This is a genomic window from Oscillatoria salina IIICB1 (assembly GCF_020144665.1).
Taxonomy (GTDB): Bacteria; Cyanobacteriota; Cyanobacteriia; order Cyanobacteriales; family SIO1D9; genus IIICB1.
Genome location: NZ_JAAHBQ010000095.1, coordinates 18613 through 35964, shown reverse-complemented (window position 1 = coordinate 35964; position 17352 = coordinate 18613). Strand labels below are relative to the sequence as shown.

The 17352-nt window shown below is 41.6% G+C and carries 11 protein-coding genes; 5 read left to right on the top strand and 6 right to left on the bottom strand.

Annotated features, from left to right (window positions below; genetic code table 11):
- Positions 1-76: 76 nt before the first annotated feature.
- Complete coding sequence (locus tag G3T18_RS21805) at positions 77-244, bottom strand: hypothetical protein (RefSeq protein WP_224412706.1); 168 nt, start codon at positions 242-244, stop codon at positions 77-79.
- 418 nt (positions 245-662) lie between these two features.
- On the opposite strand from G3T18_RS21805, the gene G3T18_RS21800 reads away from it, so the two are divergent.
- Both G3T18_RS21800 and G3T18_RS21795 read left to right on the top strand, forming a co-directional pair.
- Positions 663-1865, top strand: coding sequence for a caspase family protein (locus G3T18_RS21800; RefSeq protein WP_224412705.1), 1203 nt, complete (start codon positions 663-665; stop codon positions 1863-1865).
- A gap of 36 nt (positions 1866-1901) precedes the next feature.
- On the top strand, positions 1902-5270 hold the full coding sequence (locus tag G3T18_RS21795) for a CHAT domain-containing tetratricopeptide repeat protein (RefSeq protein ID WP_224412704.1): 3369 nt from the start codon (positions 1902-1904) through the stop codon (positions 5268-5270).
- Between the two features lie 186 nt (positions 5271-5456).
- On the opposite strand, the gene G3T18_RS21790 is transcribed toward G3T18_RS21795, so the two are convergent.
- Complete coding sequence (locus G3T18_RS21790; protein ID WP_224412703.1) at positions 5457-7175, bottom strand: PhnE/PtxC family ABC transporter permease; 1719 nt, start codon at positions 7173-7175, stop codon at positions 5457-5459.
- Positions 7176-7196: 21 nt separating this feature from the next.
- Here G3T18_RS21790 and G3T18_RS21785 point away from each other — a divergent pair, with 21 nt between their 5' ends.
- Positions 7197-8006 carry a phytanoyl-CoA dioxygenase family protein gene (locus G3T18_RS21785; RefSeq protein WP_224412702.1) on the top strand — a complete coding sequence of 270 codons (810 nt, stop codon included), beginning with the start codon at positions 7197-7199 and terminating at the stop codon, positions 8004-8006.
- Between the two features lie 7 nt (positions 8007-8013).
- Here the strand turns inward: G3T18_RS21785 and phnC are convergent, their stop codons facing one another.
- Complete coding sequence (phnC, locus tag G3T18_RS21780; RefSeq protein WP_224412701.1) at positions 8014-8760, bottom strand: phosphonate ABC transporter ATP-binding protein; 747 nt, start codon at positions 8758-8760, stop codon at positions 8014-8016.
- 219 nt (positions 8761-8979) lie between these two features.
- Entirely contained in the window at positions 8980-9885 is a 906-nt protein-coding gene (locus G3T18_RS21775) for a putative selenate ABC transporter substrate-binding protein (protein WP_224412700.1), read from the bottom strand.
- A 611-nt stretch (positions 9886-10496) separates the two neighbouring features.
- Between G3T18_RS21775 and G3T18_RS21770 the strand changes: the two genes are divergently transcribed.
- Together G3T18_RS21770 and G3T18_RS21765 are read left to right on the top strand one after the other, a co-directional pair.
- Positions 10497-14447 carry a putative Ig domain-containing protein gene (locus tag G3T18_RS21770; RefSeq protein ID WP_224412699.1) on the top strand — a complete coding sequence of 1317 codons (3951 nt, stop codon included), beginning with the start codon at positions 10497-10499 and terminating at the stop codon, positions 14445-14447.
- A gap of 184 nt (positions 14448-14631) precedes the next feature.
- Positions 14632-14850, top strand: coding sequence for a hypothetical protein (locus tag G3T18_RS21765; RefSeq protein WP_224412698.1), 219 nt, complete (start codon positions 14632-14634; stop codon positions 14848-14850).
- A gap of 38 nt (positions 14851-14888) precedes the next feature.
- On the opposite strand, the gene G3T18_RS21760 is transcribed toward G3T18_RS21765, so the two are convergent.
- Positions 14889-16664, bottom strand: coding sequence for an N-acetylmuramoyl-L-alanine amidase (locus tag G3T18_RS21760; protein ID WP_224412697.1), 1776 nt, complete (start codon positions 16662-16664; stop codon positions 14889-14891).
- Between the two features lie 40 nt (positions 16665-16704).
- Complete coding sequence (locus tag G3T18_RS21755) at positions 16705-17250, bottom strand: pyridoxamine 5'-phosphate oxidase family protein (protein WP_224412696.1); 546 nt, start codon at positions 17248-17250, stop codon at positions 16705-16707.
- Positions 17251-17352: the final 102 nt, after the last annotated feature.

The following is a 17352-nucleotide window of genomic DNA, read 5'->3' as shown; positions in this document are numbered from 1 at the left end:
GCGAGAAAACGAGGTAATGATAAGGGTAGCACCCCATAAAGAAATAACGTGGAGATAAATCTGGATGGAAAGCAGCTTAGAAAAACTGAGATAATTGAGGACTTCCGTTGGGGTTGAAGATATTTTGCTTAAAGATACCAGTTGCGTAGAAAGAAAACGCGATCGCCACTAGAAATAAACTTCCCCAAACTGTGTGATAATTTAGGCAAGAATAACCTAATGATGATTGTCTCTTCGATACCATTGTAATTGATTTCGTCGCGATCCTTTTTGCGGTTCGTGAAGTGGCGATCGCCTTTTATAACAAGTTGCGTCCAGAGATAGTATACTTAAAAGACGATCGTGTGGAAAAATGTCATCGGTGAGCGAAGCGAAGGATCTAGAGAAGGATGACGTAAGATTAAATTAAAAAGAAATTGTACCATTAATATTTTATTGTAGAGACGTTGCATGCAACGTCTCTACACAATTTTCTGTAGCGTAGCCAAAGCAAATTCTCCTTTACCCCATCGCCAAGACAAATTGTAACTTTTTTCTGTAGTCCGGGCATCCTGTCCGCTAAAAGTTCTCACCCAAACCGAAAATACTTAACTTCCAACCAAATCAAAATCGGTTATAAATAAGACGAAATCAACTTATATCCTTAATATCTCTAAACAAAAATGTCTCGTTTCTCACGGCGTAATTTCCTTCAATTTGCAGCTACAGCTTTAGGAAGCATTGGTGTCAACCATCTCTTACTCCAACAACAAGCACACCGTTATGGTAAAGTATTGGCGCAAACGACATCGCGCAAAGTAGCTTTACTTGTAGGAATTAATCAATATTCCTCGCAGCCTTTGTCGGGATGTCTCAACGATGTGGAATTGCAGCGTCAGTTACTTATTCATCGTTTTGGCTTTAACCCCCAGGATATCTACGTTTTAGCCGATGACAAAGCCAGTCGCGAAGGGATTTTGGGGGCGTTTGAAGAATATTTGATTAAGCAGACAAAGCCTGGAGATGTGGTAGTTTATCACTATTCGGGACATGGTTCGCGGATTTTCGATCCTAATCCAATTATTCGCGAAGCTGCTAACGAAAATGAACAACTGAATGGTACTTTTGTCCCTTCCGATAGTACCCTTCCTCCGGGTTATCCTGATGCTGAAGGCGCAGTTAATGACATCATGGGACATACTTTGTATTTGCTGATGTCTGCATTGCCGACGGAAAATGTTACGGTGGTTTTGGATAGTTGTTTTTCCGGCGGTGCAACCAGAGATGCTCAAGTAAGGGCGCGTGCTGGTGGCAAAAATGTGCTAGTCTCTCCCTTAGAAAAGGCTTATCAGGAGCAATGGTTATCTCGCTTACAAATGTCGCCAGAAGAGTTTGTGCGCGGTTATCGTACAGGTGTGGCTAAAGGTGTAGTTTTAGCGGCGACAAATCCGAGACAATTAGCCAGAGAAGTGAATGTTAATGGTTTTCGCGCCGGAATTTTTAGTTATTTGTTGACTAATTATCTTTGGCAGCAGGATAGCACAGTCGCAGAGGCGATCGCTAAAATTGTCCCAGAAATTCCCCGACGATTAAAGCAAACCCCTGGTTACGAAGTCAAACCGGGAACTAATTATCAAACTCAACCTGCTTATTTTCTCAACCCGGAAACAGCTACAGCCGATGCAGTTATTACCGAAGTGAGTGGGAATAACGTTAGTTTGTGGTTAGGAGGTGCAAACCTCGATGAAGTTGGTAGCGAGACAATTTTCACTCAAATTAATGGTAGCGGAAAAGTCGTAGTGCGATCGCGCGACGGCATTTTGGGACAAGGTTATGCTGAAGGAGTCGTCAGCCCCGGAATGCTTTTACGTCAAGCGAGTAATTGAGAAAAGTTGAGTTAATTTAAACCAGGTGCGATTATTATGAGTCAACGTCAGCAGCGAAATTGGTTATTCTCATTCCCACTCATCTCCCTACCAGGAATCTTGGGAATAGTATTATTATCCGAGTCCTTTGCCGCCACACCCGGTCAATTTTCGCCGATTTTTCCAGAATTTCTCGCGCAACAGTCACAAAATCCAACTCAAGCGGCAGAAAGGGCATATCAAGAGGGAATGCAACTATTTCGACAAGGTACAGCAGAATCCCTAACAGAAGCAATTTCTAAATTTGAACAAGCACTGCAATTGTATCGTGCAGTGGAAGATGAGACATGGGAAGCCACCGCCCTCTTAGTCTTAGGTCGCACTTATGATTCATTGGGACAGAAACAGCAAGCATTAGACTACTACAACCAAGCTTTACCCCTATTTCGGGCAGTGGAATATAGAGGCGGCGAAGCGGCTACTCTCAACAATCTGGGCTTAGTCTACAACTCTCTCGGAGAAAAACAGCAGGCATTAGACTACTACAACCAAGCTTTACCCCTATTTCGGGCAGTGGAATATAGACGTGGCGAAGCGACTACTCTCAACAATATAGGCTTAGTCTACAACTCTCTCGGAGAAAAACAACAGGCATTAGACTACTTCAACCAAGCTTTACCCCTATTGCGCGCGGTGGGGAATAGGAGGATGGAAGCTGGTACTCTCAACAATCTTGGCTATATCTACAACTCCCTCGGAGAAAAACAACAGGCATTAGATTACTACAACCAAGCTTTATCCCTAAGACGGGCAGTGGGGGATAGAGGCGGCGAAGCGACTACTCTCACTGGTATTGGCAGTGTCTACGACGACCTCGGAGAAAAACAACAGGCATTAGATTACTACAACCAAGCTTTACCCCTAAGACGGGCGGTGGGGGATAGAGGCGGCGAAGCGACTACTCTCACTGGTATTGGCAGTGTCTACAACTCTCTCGGAGAAAAACAGCAGGCATTGGACTACTTCAACCAAGTATTACCCCTATACCGGGCGGTGGAGGATAGAGGCGGCGAAGCGACTACTCTCAACAATATAGGCTTAGTCTACGACTCCCTGGGAGAATTTCAACAGGCATTAGATTACTACAACCAAGCTTTACCCCTATTACGGGCGGTGGGGGATATAAGTAGCCAAGCTGCTGTTCTCAACAATCTTGGCGCTATCTACAACTCCCTCGGAGAATTTCAGCAAGCATTAGACTACTTCAACCAAGTATTACCCCTATTTCGGGCAGTGGGGGATAGAGGCGGCGAAGCGACTACTCTCAACAATCTTGGCAGTGTTTACGACTCTCTTGGAGAAAAACAACAGGCATTAGATTACTACAACCAGGCTTTACCCCTATACCGGGCGGTGGGGGATAGGGGCGGCGAAGCTACTACTCTCAACAATCTTGGCTATATCTACAACTCTCTGGGAGAAAAACAACAGGCATTAGACTACTTCAACCAAGCCTTACCCGTATTCCGGGCGGTGGAGAATAGAGGCGGCGAAGCGGCTACTCTCAACAATCTTGGCTTAGTCTACGACTCTATTGGAGAAAAACAACAGGCATTAAATTACTACAACCAGGCTTTACCCCTAACACGGGCGGTGGGGGATAGAGGCGGCGAAGCGACTACTCTTTCCAATGTTGCTAGCTCAGAACGCGACAGAGGCAATTTGAATACCGCCCTCACCCAAATTGAAGCAGCAATTAACATTATCGAAGACCTCCGCAGCAAAATCGGTTCCCAGGAACTCCGCCAATCTTATTTCGCCACTGTCCAAGATTACTATAAGTTCTACATCGACCTGTTGATGGAACTGCATCAACAAAACCCCAACCAAGGCTACGACGCACAAGCCTTACACATCAGCGAACGCGCCCGCGCCCGCAGTCTTTTAGAACTCCTCACTGAAGCCAATACCAATATTCGTTCTGGTGTTGACCCCCAACTCTTAGCCCAAGAAGAGAATTTACTGCAACAAATCAACGCCCTCGAACATCGCAAACATCAACTTCTCAACTCTCAATACACCCAAACCGAAATTGACGAAATTAACGCCAAATCTGAATCTCTCTTAAGTCAACTCGACCAACTCGAAGCCCAAATTCGCGTCACCAGTCCTCGCTACGCTGATTTGAAATATCCCGAACCTCTCACTCTCAAAGAAATTCAACAACAGGTACTCGATGACGATACTTTACTCTTACAATACTCCCTTGGTAAAGAACGTAGCTATCTCTGGGCAGTCACGAAAGACAGCATCACCAGCTATGAATTACCTCCCCAAACTGATATCGAAGCCGCAGCCAAAGAATTTTACACCCAACTCGAATCACCCGACATTCCTGAGTCTGAAACTGCGGTGAAATTGAGCCAAATGATTTTAGCACCCGTAGCTGCTCAACTGAGTAACAAACGCTTACTCATCGTCGGTGATGGTGCATTACAATCAATTCCTTTCGCAGCCTTACCTGTAACCTCTTCCCCAACCCCTCTCCTGGTAGGAGAGGGGAGTTCTTCTCCCCCCTTCCCTGCGAGGGAAGGGGGGCTGGGGGGGTTAGGTTACACGCCTCTATTAGTCCAAAATGAAATTGTCACCTTACCTTCCGCTTCCACCATCGCCATTAACCGTCAACAACTGCAAAATCGCTCATTTGCCCCAAAAACCCTTGCGGTAATTGCTGACCCCATTTTTAATGAAGAGGACTCACGTTTGAGTGGTTCTCCCGAACAACCAAGCGATACTAACCTTAATTATGCTGCCTTAACTCGCTCGTTTCTCGATTTTGGTGACAATTTCACTCGCTTAGAATTTACTCGCAAAGAAGCGGAAACTATTCTCGCCCTTGTCCCGGAAAATCAACGTTCCTCGGCTTTAGATTTTGCTGCATCTCGCGAACTAACTACCAGCCCAGAGTTAGCTGAATATCAAATTGTTCATTTTGCTACTCACGGTTTAATTAATTTAGTTAATCCCGAATTATCGGGAATTGTCTTGTCTTTGTTTGATGAAAATGGCGAACCGGAAAACGGCTTTTTACGCCTTCATGACATTTTTAACCTCAATTTACCTGCCGAATTAGTTGTTTTAAGTGCTTGTCAAACTGGACTCGGTGAAGAAGTGCAAGGAGAAGGTTTAGTGGGGTTGACAAGAGGCTTTATGTATGCTGGGGCAAAGCGAGTAGTTGTTAGTTTGTGGAGTGTTAATGATGTGGCGACATCGGAATTGATGGGCTTATTTTATCAGAAGATGTTGTCGGAAAATCTGACTCCGGTGCAGGCGTTGCGGGAGGCACAATTAGAGATGTTAAAATCCCAAAATTGGCAGGCTCCTTATTACTGGGCGGCGTTTACAATTCAAGGTGAGTGGCAATAGGATAGCCTCTGGGAGTAATTTTGAACGGTAGAGAGCGGCGAGATCGCTTTCTTGCTTAAGAAAGAATCTTACCTCAAACCGGGACAAAAACAAGATCGAACTTGCGGAAGAAGCGAATAGCGTAGAGAATACGGATAACAGTAAAATAGACCAAGGTCTTCAATTCAGCAACACCGAAAAGAGTTATCAGCGCAGCCCTCGTCTAGCTAGCCCACTCAGCCAATCTACCACAAAAGTTAACCAGACAAAACAACCCAAAGTTACTACTACTTTTTGATAATCAAAACTACTGAGTTGTTCGGTGAGTAACCTTCCTAAACCACCAGCACCGACTAAACCAACGATAACAGTTTCTCGCAGACATACTTCCCAACGATACAGATCGTAAGCGAGAAAACGAGGTAATGATAAGGGTAGCACCCCATAAAGAAATAACGACGCTGCGGGGGTTCCTTGAGCTTTTAAGGCAAGTATTGGGCGTTGGTCGAGGTTTTCGAGGTTTTCTGCTTTTAAACGACCGAGAATGCCTAAATTATGCAAGCCGAGGGCGATCGCGCCGGGTAAAATTCCGGGAAAAATAACGAAGACGACGACTAATGCAACGATCGGTGCGGGAATGGCGCGACAAAAAAGTAAAATAGCTCTGGTGAGGAGTAGAGTTAGCCAAGCCCAAATGCTGCTAAGGTTGAGTTGAGGATTGGGATTGAGTAAACCGCCGGGAAGGAAAAAATTAGTTGCGGCGGGGAATGAGAGTAGCATACCACCAATAGCAGCAAGCGCGATCGCTAAAATTGACATGGCTAATGTTTGTCCTGAAAGTAGCCATAATTGTTGTATTTCTGGTATTGATGGCGGAAATGAATCAGCCAGGATATCTCTTAGCAAATATCTGGTTTTTGCTGCCCAAATTTTGCTAAAGTCAGCATTAATATACCAAAAGGAAAAGGGGATTAGAAAAGTAAGGGTTAGAGTTACGATGAAAGGGATTTTTTTGTAACCACGGATAAACGCAGATAAACGCGGATGATTGGTTGGTTGGGGGCTGGATTTATTGGTGTGGATATCGAGACGACTTTTGCATCCGAGATGACGACGGAGTAAGGCGCTAGTTAGGTCGACAATTCCGTTTAAAATGAATAAGGTGTAGAAAAATGTCCACAGTTGTTCGTAGCGGAGAGATTGTAAGCTGAGAAAGATTTGGTAGCCTAAACCTCCTGCACCAATTATGCCTAAAACTGCTGCCGATCGCAAAGAACATTCAAAGCGATAGAATGTGTAGGAAACTAAATTTAGGAAGGCTTGGGGAATGAGAGTATAGATAAAGGCGGTTAAGGGAGTTACACCACTATTGAGTAAAATTTGTAAGGGTTGTCTGGGTGTTTCGTCGAGAATTTCCGAGAATACTTTCGCTACTGTAGCACCAAAAGGAATCGCGATCGCGGCAATCCCGACTAAGGGATCTAATCCCCAAATGTTAACCAAAAATAAGCCCCAAATTAGTTCGTGAATTGCCCTTGGTATGGCTAGGAAACCTCTGACAATTAACCAGGTTGGCTGGGTGAATTGGTTTCGGGGTAAGATCGTTAACCACCAGATTTCTGAAGCTAGTAAACCGCCGATTATTCCCAAGAAAATGCTGCAAAATGTGCCGCAAACTGCATAAGCAAAAGTGATAATTGCTGCATCGTAAGTTACCGTGAGAATTTGTGGAGATAAATCTGGATGGAAAGCAGCTTGGAAAAACTGAGATAATTGAGGAATTCCGTTGGGGTTGAAGATATTTTGCTTAAAGATACCAGTTGCGTAGAAAGAAAACGCGATCGCCACCAGAAATAAACTTCCCCAAACTGTGTGATAATTTAGGAAACGATAACCTGCTAACAATTGTCTCTTCGAGATTATCATAGTGCGTCGTCTGAGGATATTATGCAGCTAACAGCAGTGAAACAGCAGTGGGAAGAAAAGGGTTATGTAATTTTATCCGAGTTTTGCGATCGCGAGGAAATTACCCAACTCAGAGAAATCTGCGATCGCGTTTTAGCCCAAGTTATTCAAGAAAGAGAAAATAACGGCGGATATCGAGATGTTACCAACATCGCTTATCTTAGCGATCGTAAATATTTTACCAACGATTTATCTTCTCTGTTAATTTTATTAGAATTTATTGCCCATCCTCGGATTATTTCTCTTCTCTCTGAAATTGCTGGAGAAATGCCTTTATTCCACAATACACAATATTTTTATCAACCTCGCTACACTTCTTGGCAAGGAATTTGGCATCGCGACACGCAATTTTTAGCCCCGGAAATTGAGCTGGAAAAACAGCGAATGCACGAATTTACTGGCGTTCATTTTCGGGTAGCTTTTGAACCCGATAATTGCTTAGAATACGTTCCCGGTTCTCAAAAAAGATGGGATACAAATGCTGAGTTGGCAATTAGAAAAGGCGATAATCCAACTCAAGCAGAAATGCCAGGGAAAAAGAAAATTGAACTACAAATGGGCGACGCTTGTTTGTTTCATGCTTGGGGAATTCATCGCGGCACATATCAGCATAATCAACCCCGTCGAACTCTCGATATTATCTATTCTTGGAAGGGAATTTGTCATTACTCTCCGCCACCACCTTTGTGTTTTAATGACTCATCTATCTTGAAAAATTTAAGCCAAGATGCTCGAATTTTTTACAATCATTTTATTTCTACTTATCAACAATTTTGGGAGAAATTGTCCTGAGTAATTATCAACGGTAAAGATCGGCGATCGCACTTTCAAATACTACATCTGTAGGTGCGTCAAAAACTATTTTACCTTGGCGCAGACCAATTAGGCGATCGCAGTGACTTCTCGCAAATTCAATTGAGTGTAAACTGATAACTAATGTTTTCCCTTCTGTTTCACACATTTCTTTCAGCAAATCCATAATTTCTCGACTACGTTCGGGGTCTAAACTAGATATGGGTTCGTCGGCTAAAATTACTACTGGATTTTGGACTAAAACTCTCGCTATAGCTACTCTTTGTTGTTGTCCCCCAGAAAGTCGATCTGTTCTCACATATAACTTTTCCGGAATACCTACTTTTGTTAATGCTTTCGCAGCAGTTTCTACTTCTAAAGGAAAGATTAAAGAAATCGCAGCTTTAGCAAATGACCAATGTCCCAAATGTCCCGCATTAACATTATGAATAACGCGCAAATTATCTACTAAATGAAACTGTTGATAAATTGTCCCAATTTGCCTTTGTATTTGGCGCAAACGCTTCGCTGACAAGTTAGACAAATTTCGTCCCAACGCCCAAACTTCGCCTTCTGTCGGTCTTTCTATCCCATTAAGTAACCGCAATAAAGTGCTTTTACCAGCGCCACTAGAACCAATTAAAGCTACTTTTTCTCCTGGATAAATTTTGAGGTTAATTTCAGTTAATGCCGGAAAGTTATCAAAATAATGTGTAACTTTTTTTAATTCAAAAATTGCCTGAGAATCATTCATTTTTAACCACAGATGAACACAGATAAACACAGATATATTTTAACAATTAGCCGCATACCCTAGGGAAAGGCTACCCCTACATTAAAGATAACTTCAGAACAAGCGCGTCAATTAGGAGATTTTTTTCAGGTCGAACCGAGTTTATTTCTGGAATAAAAATAATCTCTAAACCTAGGTTAATTCTAATAACTATCCGCGTTTATCTGTGTTTATCTGTGGTTACTTAATCTTGCCAATTTTTCTGCCAACTTGCTCGATTTGGTCATAATTTGCGTTATTAGTCTCAATAAATTTGTTGGCGCCAAATAAGTCTAAAATTTCTTTTTCTTCGGGATTATTGGGGTCGAGATTAATTAAAGCAGTTTGTACTTTGCTGACAAAATCTTCGCCGTAACGTTCTTTTACTTCTGGGTTAATTATCCAGTGATAATCGTAATAAGTTGGTGTTTCCCAAATTACTTGTACTTGATTTAAATCTACTTCTCCTGCTGCTAAACGACTTTGCCAAACTTGGGAATTTAACGCCCCAACTTCATAAGTTCCCGCTTCAACTAAATCAATTGTGACATCATGAGAACCGGAAAAACCTGGTTCTCCTTGAAAGTCTTCTAAGTTGACGTTTGCTTGTTCTAAATAATATTGTGGCATTAAGCGTCCGGAAGTGGAAGATTCGCTACCAAATGTGAACGTATGTCCTTGTAAAGATTGTAATTCGTTTATGTCTTGAATCGGCTCGATGCCGCTATTTTTATTAGCAATAAATACGCTGGTAAATTTTTCGTCGATGTCTCGTTGCGCGATCGCCTCTGCTTCTTCTACTTGTAATCTTGCTTGAACTCCGGTTAAACCACCAAACCAGACTAAGTCTAAGTCCCCTACTCTAAAGGCTGTGACTGCTGCTGTATAATCTGTTACTGGCTTATATTCTACAGGTATATCTAATTCCGCTTCCAAGTATTCGGCAAGTTTTGTGTAAAGTCTTTGTAACTTTTCGGGATCTCGATCGGGGATCGCCCCTGTTACTAAGGGTTGTACTTGTTTCTGGATGCTTTCCTCTTCTGGCGAACAAGCATTCAGGGGAAACAACGTCAGCAGCAGTAAACCGCAGAGTAGAAATTGTTTCATCCTTTTTTCCCTCAAATTAATATTATATCTTAACCTGGTTGATTTTTCTTGGTTGAGGTAATGCGGAGGCTATTTATGCAAGTATCAATTAAATTTCCCTAGCTTACATCAGTCTGAAGATAGAAATTGTTAAAAAATTGCCGACCTGTTATGATTTTTTCTGCGCCAATAAAATTACAACAGTGTCGGTAAGTTCAGATTTTTGGTAGTGACTTCTGGTCTTAATTTTGACAATCTATCCAAGGATTATTTTTTGCGCCTAGAGAAAAGTTGTTAGCTGTTTATTCGCTCATCTTGGGATATACAAATAAATAACTAGATAATTTCACCGAGCTAAAACTTTTTCAACTTATTTTTAACAACAAAAAAAGCTATAAAACCTTTTTATATAGGTGTTTCACTAACTAAGCAATATAAATTAAGTAATTACACTGAAGTCAGTAAATATCACTAAATTACCCAAAAGTAGCTGAAAAGAAAATGAATTTGTCCGGTTAGGTAAGAGAAACAAAGAACGTATTAATTGAGAGTAACAAAACTCATGTAATACCAATACCCTTGTTTTTCAGGTACATCTGCCACCCTTTTCCTTCTCAGTCGGAGATTAACTAATGGCGGACATATTTGTTACCAATACCAGCGACTCTGGAGTTGGTTCCTTAAGAGGCGCGATCGCAGCCGCTCATCCAGGAGATACAATTAAATTTGATTCAAGTCTAGTTAATCGTACAATTACCCTTACTTCGGGTCAACTAGATATCGTTCGGGACTTGATTATTGATGGTACTGGCGTTAATAATTTAACTATTAGTGGCAATAACAATTCACGAATTATTGATGTTGGTAATGATGTCAAGTTTACTTTAAAAAGCTTAACTATTGCTGATGGAAAAACTACCGCAGTGGGCGAAGAAGGCGCAGGTGCAGCTATTCGCACGGGTGGCGGTTCAACTCTTACTGTAGAAGATAGCGAATTTATCAATAATGATGCTAATGGTGAAGGTGGCGGTGCGATTTTTGCAGGTTTCCGCAGCACCAATACTATTATTAATAGCACTTTTGCTGGTAACAGTACAAACGGCAACGGTATTTCTGAAAAAACCGAACGTGGTGGCGGCGCGATCGCTGTTAAAAGTGAAAGTTCGACGACAATTATTGGCAGCAATTTTAACAATAATACTGGCACAATCGGCGGCGCAGTCAACACTCTCCTAGGTGGCTTAGTTGTCCGAGACTCAACATTTACTAATAATGATTCAAGCCCAGGAGGCGCATTTAGCACACCTCCTTCATATACGAAAGGTTACGGTGGCGCAATTTACGTCGATGGCGCTTCTGCAACTCCAAATGGCAGCACTTCGGGAATAATTGAAATTAGTAATAGTCGTTTTGAAGGTAACAAAGGTGCCGGACAAGGTGGGGCGTTAATGCTTTATCTTTATGATACAGATAAAGCGATAATTGCCGATAGTACGATTATTAATAACCAAGTAATTGCTGATGCCAAAGGAGAATCACTCGGTGGAGGTTTGAGACAAGGCGGAAACGGCGATTTAGAAGTAGTTAATACCACATTTGCCAATAACCAAGCGTTGCAACAAGGCGGTGGTTTATGGGTAGGAGAAAACACCGATGTTAACATCGATAATAGTGTATTTTATGGCAACCGCGCCGAATCCAGCGATGGTATAAACGGTTTAGGTGGCGCGATCGCCTTGATTAATGGCTCTGCAACTACTAATATTAGTAATACAACGATCGCTGAAAACTATGCTGGATTCCAAGGTGGCGCTTTTTGGGGAGGTAATAATTCCACAACCACTCTGACTAATACCCTCGTAACTGATAACTATGCTAACAACGGCGGTAATAATTGGAACATTCAACATGACACCGCCGTTACCTACAAAGATGGTGGCGGAAACGTCCAATCTTTAAATTACAATCCTAATGATACAAAAATAGTTGCAGGTGTTACTGTCCTTAATCCTGAATTATCAGCGTTTGTTGACAATGGCGAAGGATTACAAATTCCACCCTTACCCGCTAACTCCTTAGTTACTGCGGGTGCAACTGCAACAACTACAGGCGGTACTACTAATAATGTACCAACTTTAGACACCCCAATCGGCGATCGCCACGCTACTGAGGATACTATATTTAGTATCGATGTTAGTGGGAATTTCAGCGATCGCGACGGTGACACTCTCAGTTTTAGTGCGAATAATTTACCCAATTGGTTGACAATAGATACAAATACTGGTGTTATTAGCGGTATTCCTAAAAACAAAAATGTCGGTAGCGTGAGTATTACAGTTAACGCTAATGATGGTAACGGTGGTAGTGTTAGCGATACATTTAACTTAAACGTAGCCAATACCAACGATGACCCAATTGTAACCAAGGCGATCGGCGATCGACAAGCTACTGAAAATGAATCCTTCAAACTTAACATCAGCAACAATTTCAGCGATATCGATGTTGCAGATACTCTAACTTACACTGCATCTAATTTACCTGATGGCTTAAGCATAGACCAAAATACAGGCATAATTAGCGGTATACCAACAATTCCTGGTAAGAATACTGTCACTGTCACCGCAGAAGATGGTAAGGGTGGTAGTGTCGAAACCACTTTCGAGTTAAATGTCGCTAATACTAATGATGCTCCAATTATAGTTGAGGCGATCGCTAATGTGAACGCCAGCGAAGACACAGACTTTACCTTAGATATCTCAGATAACTTCAGCGACGCAGACGCAGATACTCTAACTTACACTGCATCTAATTTACCTGATGGCTTAAGCATAGACCAAAATACAGGCATAATTAGCGGTATACCCAGTAATGATGCAGTGGGTAGCAACAATGTTACTGTTAGCGTTTCAGATGGAGAGGAAACTGTCAGCGATCTGTTTAATTTAACAGTTGACAATACTAACGATACACCAACTGTAACTCAAATTGGCGATCGCCAAGCTACAGAAGGTAATCTTTTTAGCTTGGATGTCAGCGAAAATTTCAGCGATATCGATGCTGGTGACTCTCTTATCTATTCTGCTACTGGTTTACCTGATGGTTTGACTATTGATATAACTACTGGGGTTATTCAGGGTATTCCTACTAATAATGCTGTCGGTGTTAGCAGAGTTACTGTCACCGCAGATGATGGTAATGGTGGTAGTGTGAAAACTACTTTTGAATTAGCTGTTGTTGAAGAAATTACGACACCACCTCCTGATGATAATCATCCACCAATTGTCGTCAGTGCGATCGCTGATTGGAAAATTACTGAAAATACTTCTTTCACTCTCGACATCAGCAATAACTTTCGCGACATCGATGATGATACTCTTACTTACACTGCTGACAACTTACCTGATGGTTTAACTCTCAATAGCGAGACGGGAGTTATCAGCGGTATTCCTACTACTGTGGGGAATTACCCTCTTACTCTTATTGCTGACGATGGAAAGGAAACCGTTAGCGATACTTTTGAATTAGCTGTTGTTGAAGAAATTACGACACTACCTCCTGATGATAGCAATAATACTAGCTTAAATTTCCTTGAAGCTAACGATCTTTTTGAGATAACTGGAGACAAAGGAATTAGTCAACTGAAATTCAGTTTAACTGAGGTAAATGCAAGCAACGTCAATGAAATTGGAGTCTTTTTAGTCGATGACGAACAAGGTAGAATTGACGGGTTTTTACCAGGGGAAAATGGTTATCAAGAAGCTGCTCTTTCCAGAGGAAAAGTAATTTTTTCTGCCCTAGCAAACGATCGTTCTCCAGTTATCAATTCTACTCGTTGTTTCAGCTTCGATTCGGAAAATATCCTGGGTTTTTATTTAGTACAAAATAGCACTACTGATACTGTTTTAGCAGATCTGAAAGCTGGACATACCTCCGCGAATGTCTTTTTTACTTCAGCTACAAATAACCCAGATAGTTTTGAACATTTACAAGTTAATTCTCTAGCTGAAAACGCTTTTTCCTTAGCTTGGGAAGATTTACTGAATGGAGGAGATGCTGATTTTAATGATTTGGTAATGAAAGTCGAAATGACTTCTGAATCAATTAAACCAGAAACTCATTATCAAGGACTACCTGAAGCAGAATTAATTGATTTACGCAACCTTACTCAACCTATAACTGCTGAGTTTTTCATTAGCCGCGATGCTACTTTAAATAATGCTTTTGGCTTTTATCAAATTGACGATCTTACAGGTACTATTGACAATCTTAATCCAGGTGACGATGGTTATGCTGAGGCTGCTATTTCTAGACGAGTAGATCTTACTTCACCGCTTCCTAATCAGCTTATCGCACCTTACCTCATTGCTGATGGTACGCCAGAGGAATTTTTGTCAGCAAATCCGGATAATCTTTATGGTACTATTAACAGTATTCCTCTGGCTTATTTTGCCTTTATGGAAGCTAATCCAGATCGGATCGACCATATCCGTCTTTTGGGAGATAACACTTTCGCTTTTGAGGATATGTTTGGTGGTGGCGATCTTAGTTATGATGATTTGGTTGTACGAGTAGATATTGCTTGACAAAAGCAACTTTTTATGATTAAAAGTATTAACCCAGTCTCAACTGGGTCTTTTTTTGATCTTTTTTCTCTGACCAGAGTAAAATTTTAGTGTTAGTTGTAAATTAAGTTATGGAGAAATAGTTTTTCTAGGAAACTTTCTTAAAAAAAAGTATTCTTAATGACAAAGATTTAGCAGTGGAAAAATGAACTATTGGCAAAAATCATCAGTAACTGCAACGATCGCGGCGATCGCGGCATTAACTCCAGCAAATGCCTCAACGTTGAAAACAAACGGCACTCGAATTAATTTTACTAACAAAAGTGTCTTGCAATATAGGGTGACTATCGGTCAGCAATTAACAGAAAATGAAGTGCAAATATATACCGATAGGAGGATGTTTAAATTTAGCAATTATCCGTAGTTAATCTAGAGACGTTGCTACCAACGCCTCTAAATTGATTAGCGAGATTCGTTAACTTCCCTAAACCATTCGACAATCCCCTCAGCAAGAGTATTTGCTAATTGGCGTTGGGCTTGGCGATCGCTTACCCATTCAAATTCTACCGGATTAATCATAAATCCTAGTTCCATTAATACTGCTGGGGCAATGTGAGGGCGAGTTAAAGCAAGGTTATTCCAAAATACTCCGTAAGAGGGACGATTTAATTTTTCAACAAGATAATTGTGTAAAAATACTGCTAGATCGTGTGCTTGGGTATGATACCAAAACATTCCTACTCCCGCAGTATTGACAGCATCGCCACTATCTGGTAGAGCATTGTAATGAACGGAAAGCGCGATCGCTGGTTGCACTTCTTGAATCATCGCTACCCTATCTGCCAAGGATACGTTTACATCGCTTTCTCTCGTCATGTAAACCGTCGCCCCGCGTCTTTTTAACTCTTCTTGCAATAATTTTGCAACAGCCAAATTAACATCTTTTTCCGGATAGCCATTTGGTCCCCTCGCCCCTAATTCCTGACCGCCATGTCCGGGATCGAGTAAAATCTTAATACCACTCAAAGATTGACTAATTTGTGCTGGTGAATGGCGTAAAGATAAAATTAAACTCGTCCCTTCATATCTCAAATCGTAACCCCATTGTTGTGGAGATTTCAAATGAAAAGTATATTCAATTTCACCAGGTGTAGGAACTTGCCAATCTAAACGTTTAATTAGAGGGTCATCGTCTAAGCGAATTGTATCAGTTTGGGCGATGACATTATGCAGTTTCAAAGTAAAAGTTTGTTCGCCTTGATTAATACTAACCGGAACCGGACTTTGCAGGGGAAAAATTATCTCGGTCGCCCCAGCAACTTGTCGAGAAGTGATACTGCGAATTAAAGATTTGGGCGGCACATTGGTAGCAATTACTTGAGTTTCATTTTCCCTAATCCAGGCACCATAATCAAGTCGCAACCAATCTCCTTCTCTCCCTGTCACCGCCGCGATCGTTCCTTTGGGTAAAGGCGTTAAACGAGAATAATTAGTAGTCGGACCCGTCCTCGCTACACCTGCATCTGCGGTTACTTCTACTACTGCTAAATTAGTCGGTGCAAGAATAGTGACATTCCCCGGACTTTGCTGCGTAACTGTCTTTCCTCCCAAGCTTAATTGATAAACAGGGTTGCCTAAATTACCCGGTTTTTCTACCGTAGTACAGCCGCTATATTCCCTAATTTCAGAAATGACATTTGGTTCATTTTGAGCAGTTAGAACTGCGGAATTAGGCGGTAGCTGAACGTTTTGCGGTTGGGCTGTTAAAGGAATATTTTCATTTCCCAAACGCAGCGAAACTTGTCCGTTCGCTGGCGCGATCGCCCCAAAGCAAATTAACTCCCCTGGCAATCTGCTAATATCTCTCCCCGGCGTAAAAGAATCGGTTGCAAACGCTACCCCAGCAGGTATTGACGGCAGATTAGAAACGCGCGTTACCGTCACCTTAACTTCTTGATTTCCATAGCGGATCCTAAAGCGATTTTCCCCCATCTCCAAAGGGAAACTCGGTGCAAAATGTCCCATCGAACTACGTTGAATAGGCTTACCATTAATCAAGACTTCCCCTTCAGGACTCGCACTCCCAATCAAGAATATTTGACTCGCCGTAGTTTCGTGTTCTGTAGGCGGGTAAGCTAGGAATAACCCTTGCTGTGCCACAACTGGACATACCACCCCCAAACTAGCACTCAGGCTTAGAATACCACCAACTGTTAGAAATTGCAAGTGTTTGTTCATCTTTTTTTTCTACAACAAATCCGCCTTCATCTGCGGTTACTTATTCTACAAACAATTTCGTTGGTAAACCATCAATGCTAGTTTGATTTTTCGCTTCTTGATACTCTTTAATTCCCTTTTCACCTTTATTTTCCGCCCAAGCAATTAAAGTTTCTCTTTGTTGCTGAAACTCATATATCGGTACGCCAAAACCGCAAGAAGTTTGTACCGAATTAATTTGTAAAGCAATTATTTGTCTTTCTCCCGGCAACTGAGGAAACAACTCAATCAAACTCAACCATTCTTCATTTCGAGGATGAATTACTCTTCCCTCTCCATACAAACGTAAAATTAAAGGTTGTGCGTCAAAGCTGCAAAACATAATCGTCAGTCGTCCATTTTCTGAGATATGCGCCGCCGTCTCATTGCCACTTCCAGTTAAATCTAGATAAGCAACAGTTTTGCTATCCAAACAGCGAAAAGTATCAATACCTTTAGGAGAAAGATTAATCCTCCCTTCTCGTGGTGCGGTTCCGGTAAAAAACATTTTTTGTTTCTTGATAAATTCAGTTAATTCTGGAGTTAATTCTTGATAAAATTTCGCCATGATTTCCCTAATGATTTTCCCGTTCGTAGTAAATACTAAGACATTCTCGCTAACTTAAGAAATTTATTTTGTTTCTAGTCGGTGCTACTCTGAGAGAAGCCC

What these genes read in the sequence shown, in the direction of transcription:
- G3T18_RS21805 (WP_224412706.1), bottom strand. Translation starts at nt 244, where the DNA reads ATGGTATCGAAGAGACAATCATCATTAGGTTATTCTTGCCTAAATTAT.
- G3T18_RS21800 (WP_224412705.1), top strand. Translation starts at nt 663, where the DNA reads ATGTCTCGTTTCTCACGGCGTAATTTCCTTCAATTTGCAGCTACAGCT.
- G3T18_RS21795 (WP_224412704.1), top strand. Translation starts at nt 1,902, where the DNA reads ATGAGTCAACGTCAGCAGCGAAATTGGTTATTCTCATTCCCACTCATC.
- G3T18_RS21790 (WP_224412703.1), bottom strand. Translation starts at nt 7,175, where the DNA reads ATGATAATCTCGAAGAGACAATTGTTAGCAGGTTATCGTTTCCTAAAT.
- G3T18_RS21785 (WP_224412702.1), top strand. Translation starts at nt 7,197, where the DNA reads ATGCAGCTAACAGCAGTGAAACAGCAGTGGGAAGAAAAGGGTTATGTA.
- phnC (WP_224412701.1), bottom strand. Translation starts at nt 8,760, where the DNA reads ATGAATGATTCTCAGGCAATTTTTGAATTAAAAAAAGTTACACATTAT.
- G3T18_RS21775 (WP_224412700.1), bottom strand. Translation starts at nt 9,885, where the DNA reads ATGAAACAATTTCTACTCTGCGGTTTACTGCTGCTGACGTTGTTTCCC.
- G3T18_RS21770 (WP_224412699.1), top strand. Translation starts at nt 10,497, where the DNA reads ATGGCGGACATATTTGTTACCAATACCAGCGACTCTGGAGTTGGTTCC.
- G3T18_RS21765 (WP_224412698.1), top strand. Translation starts at nt 14,632, where the DNA reads ATGAACTATTGGCAAAAATCATCAGTAACTGCAACGATCGCGGCGATC.
- G3T18_RS21760 (WP_224412697.1), bottom strand. Translation starts at nt 16,664, where the DNA reads ATGAACAAACACTTGCAATTTCTAACAGTTGGTGGTATTCTAAGCCTG.
- G3T18_RS21755 (WP_224412696.1), bottom strand. Translation starts at nt 17,250, where the DNA reads ATGGCGAAATTTTATCAAGAATTAACTCCAGAATTAACTGAATTTATC.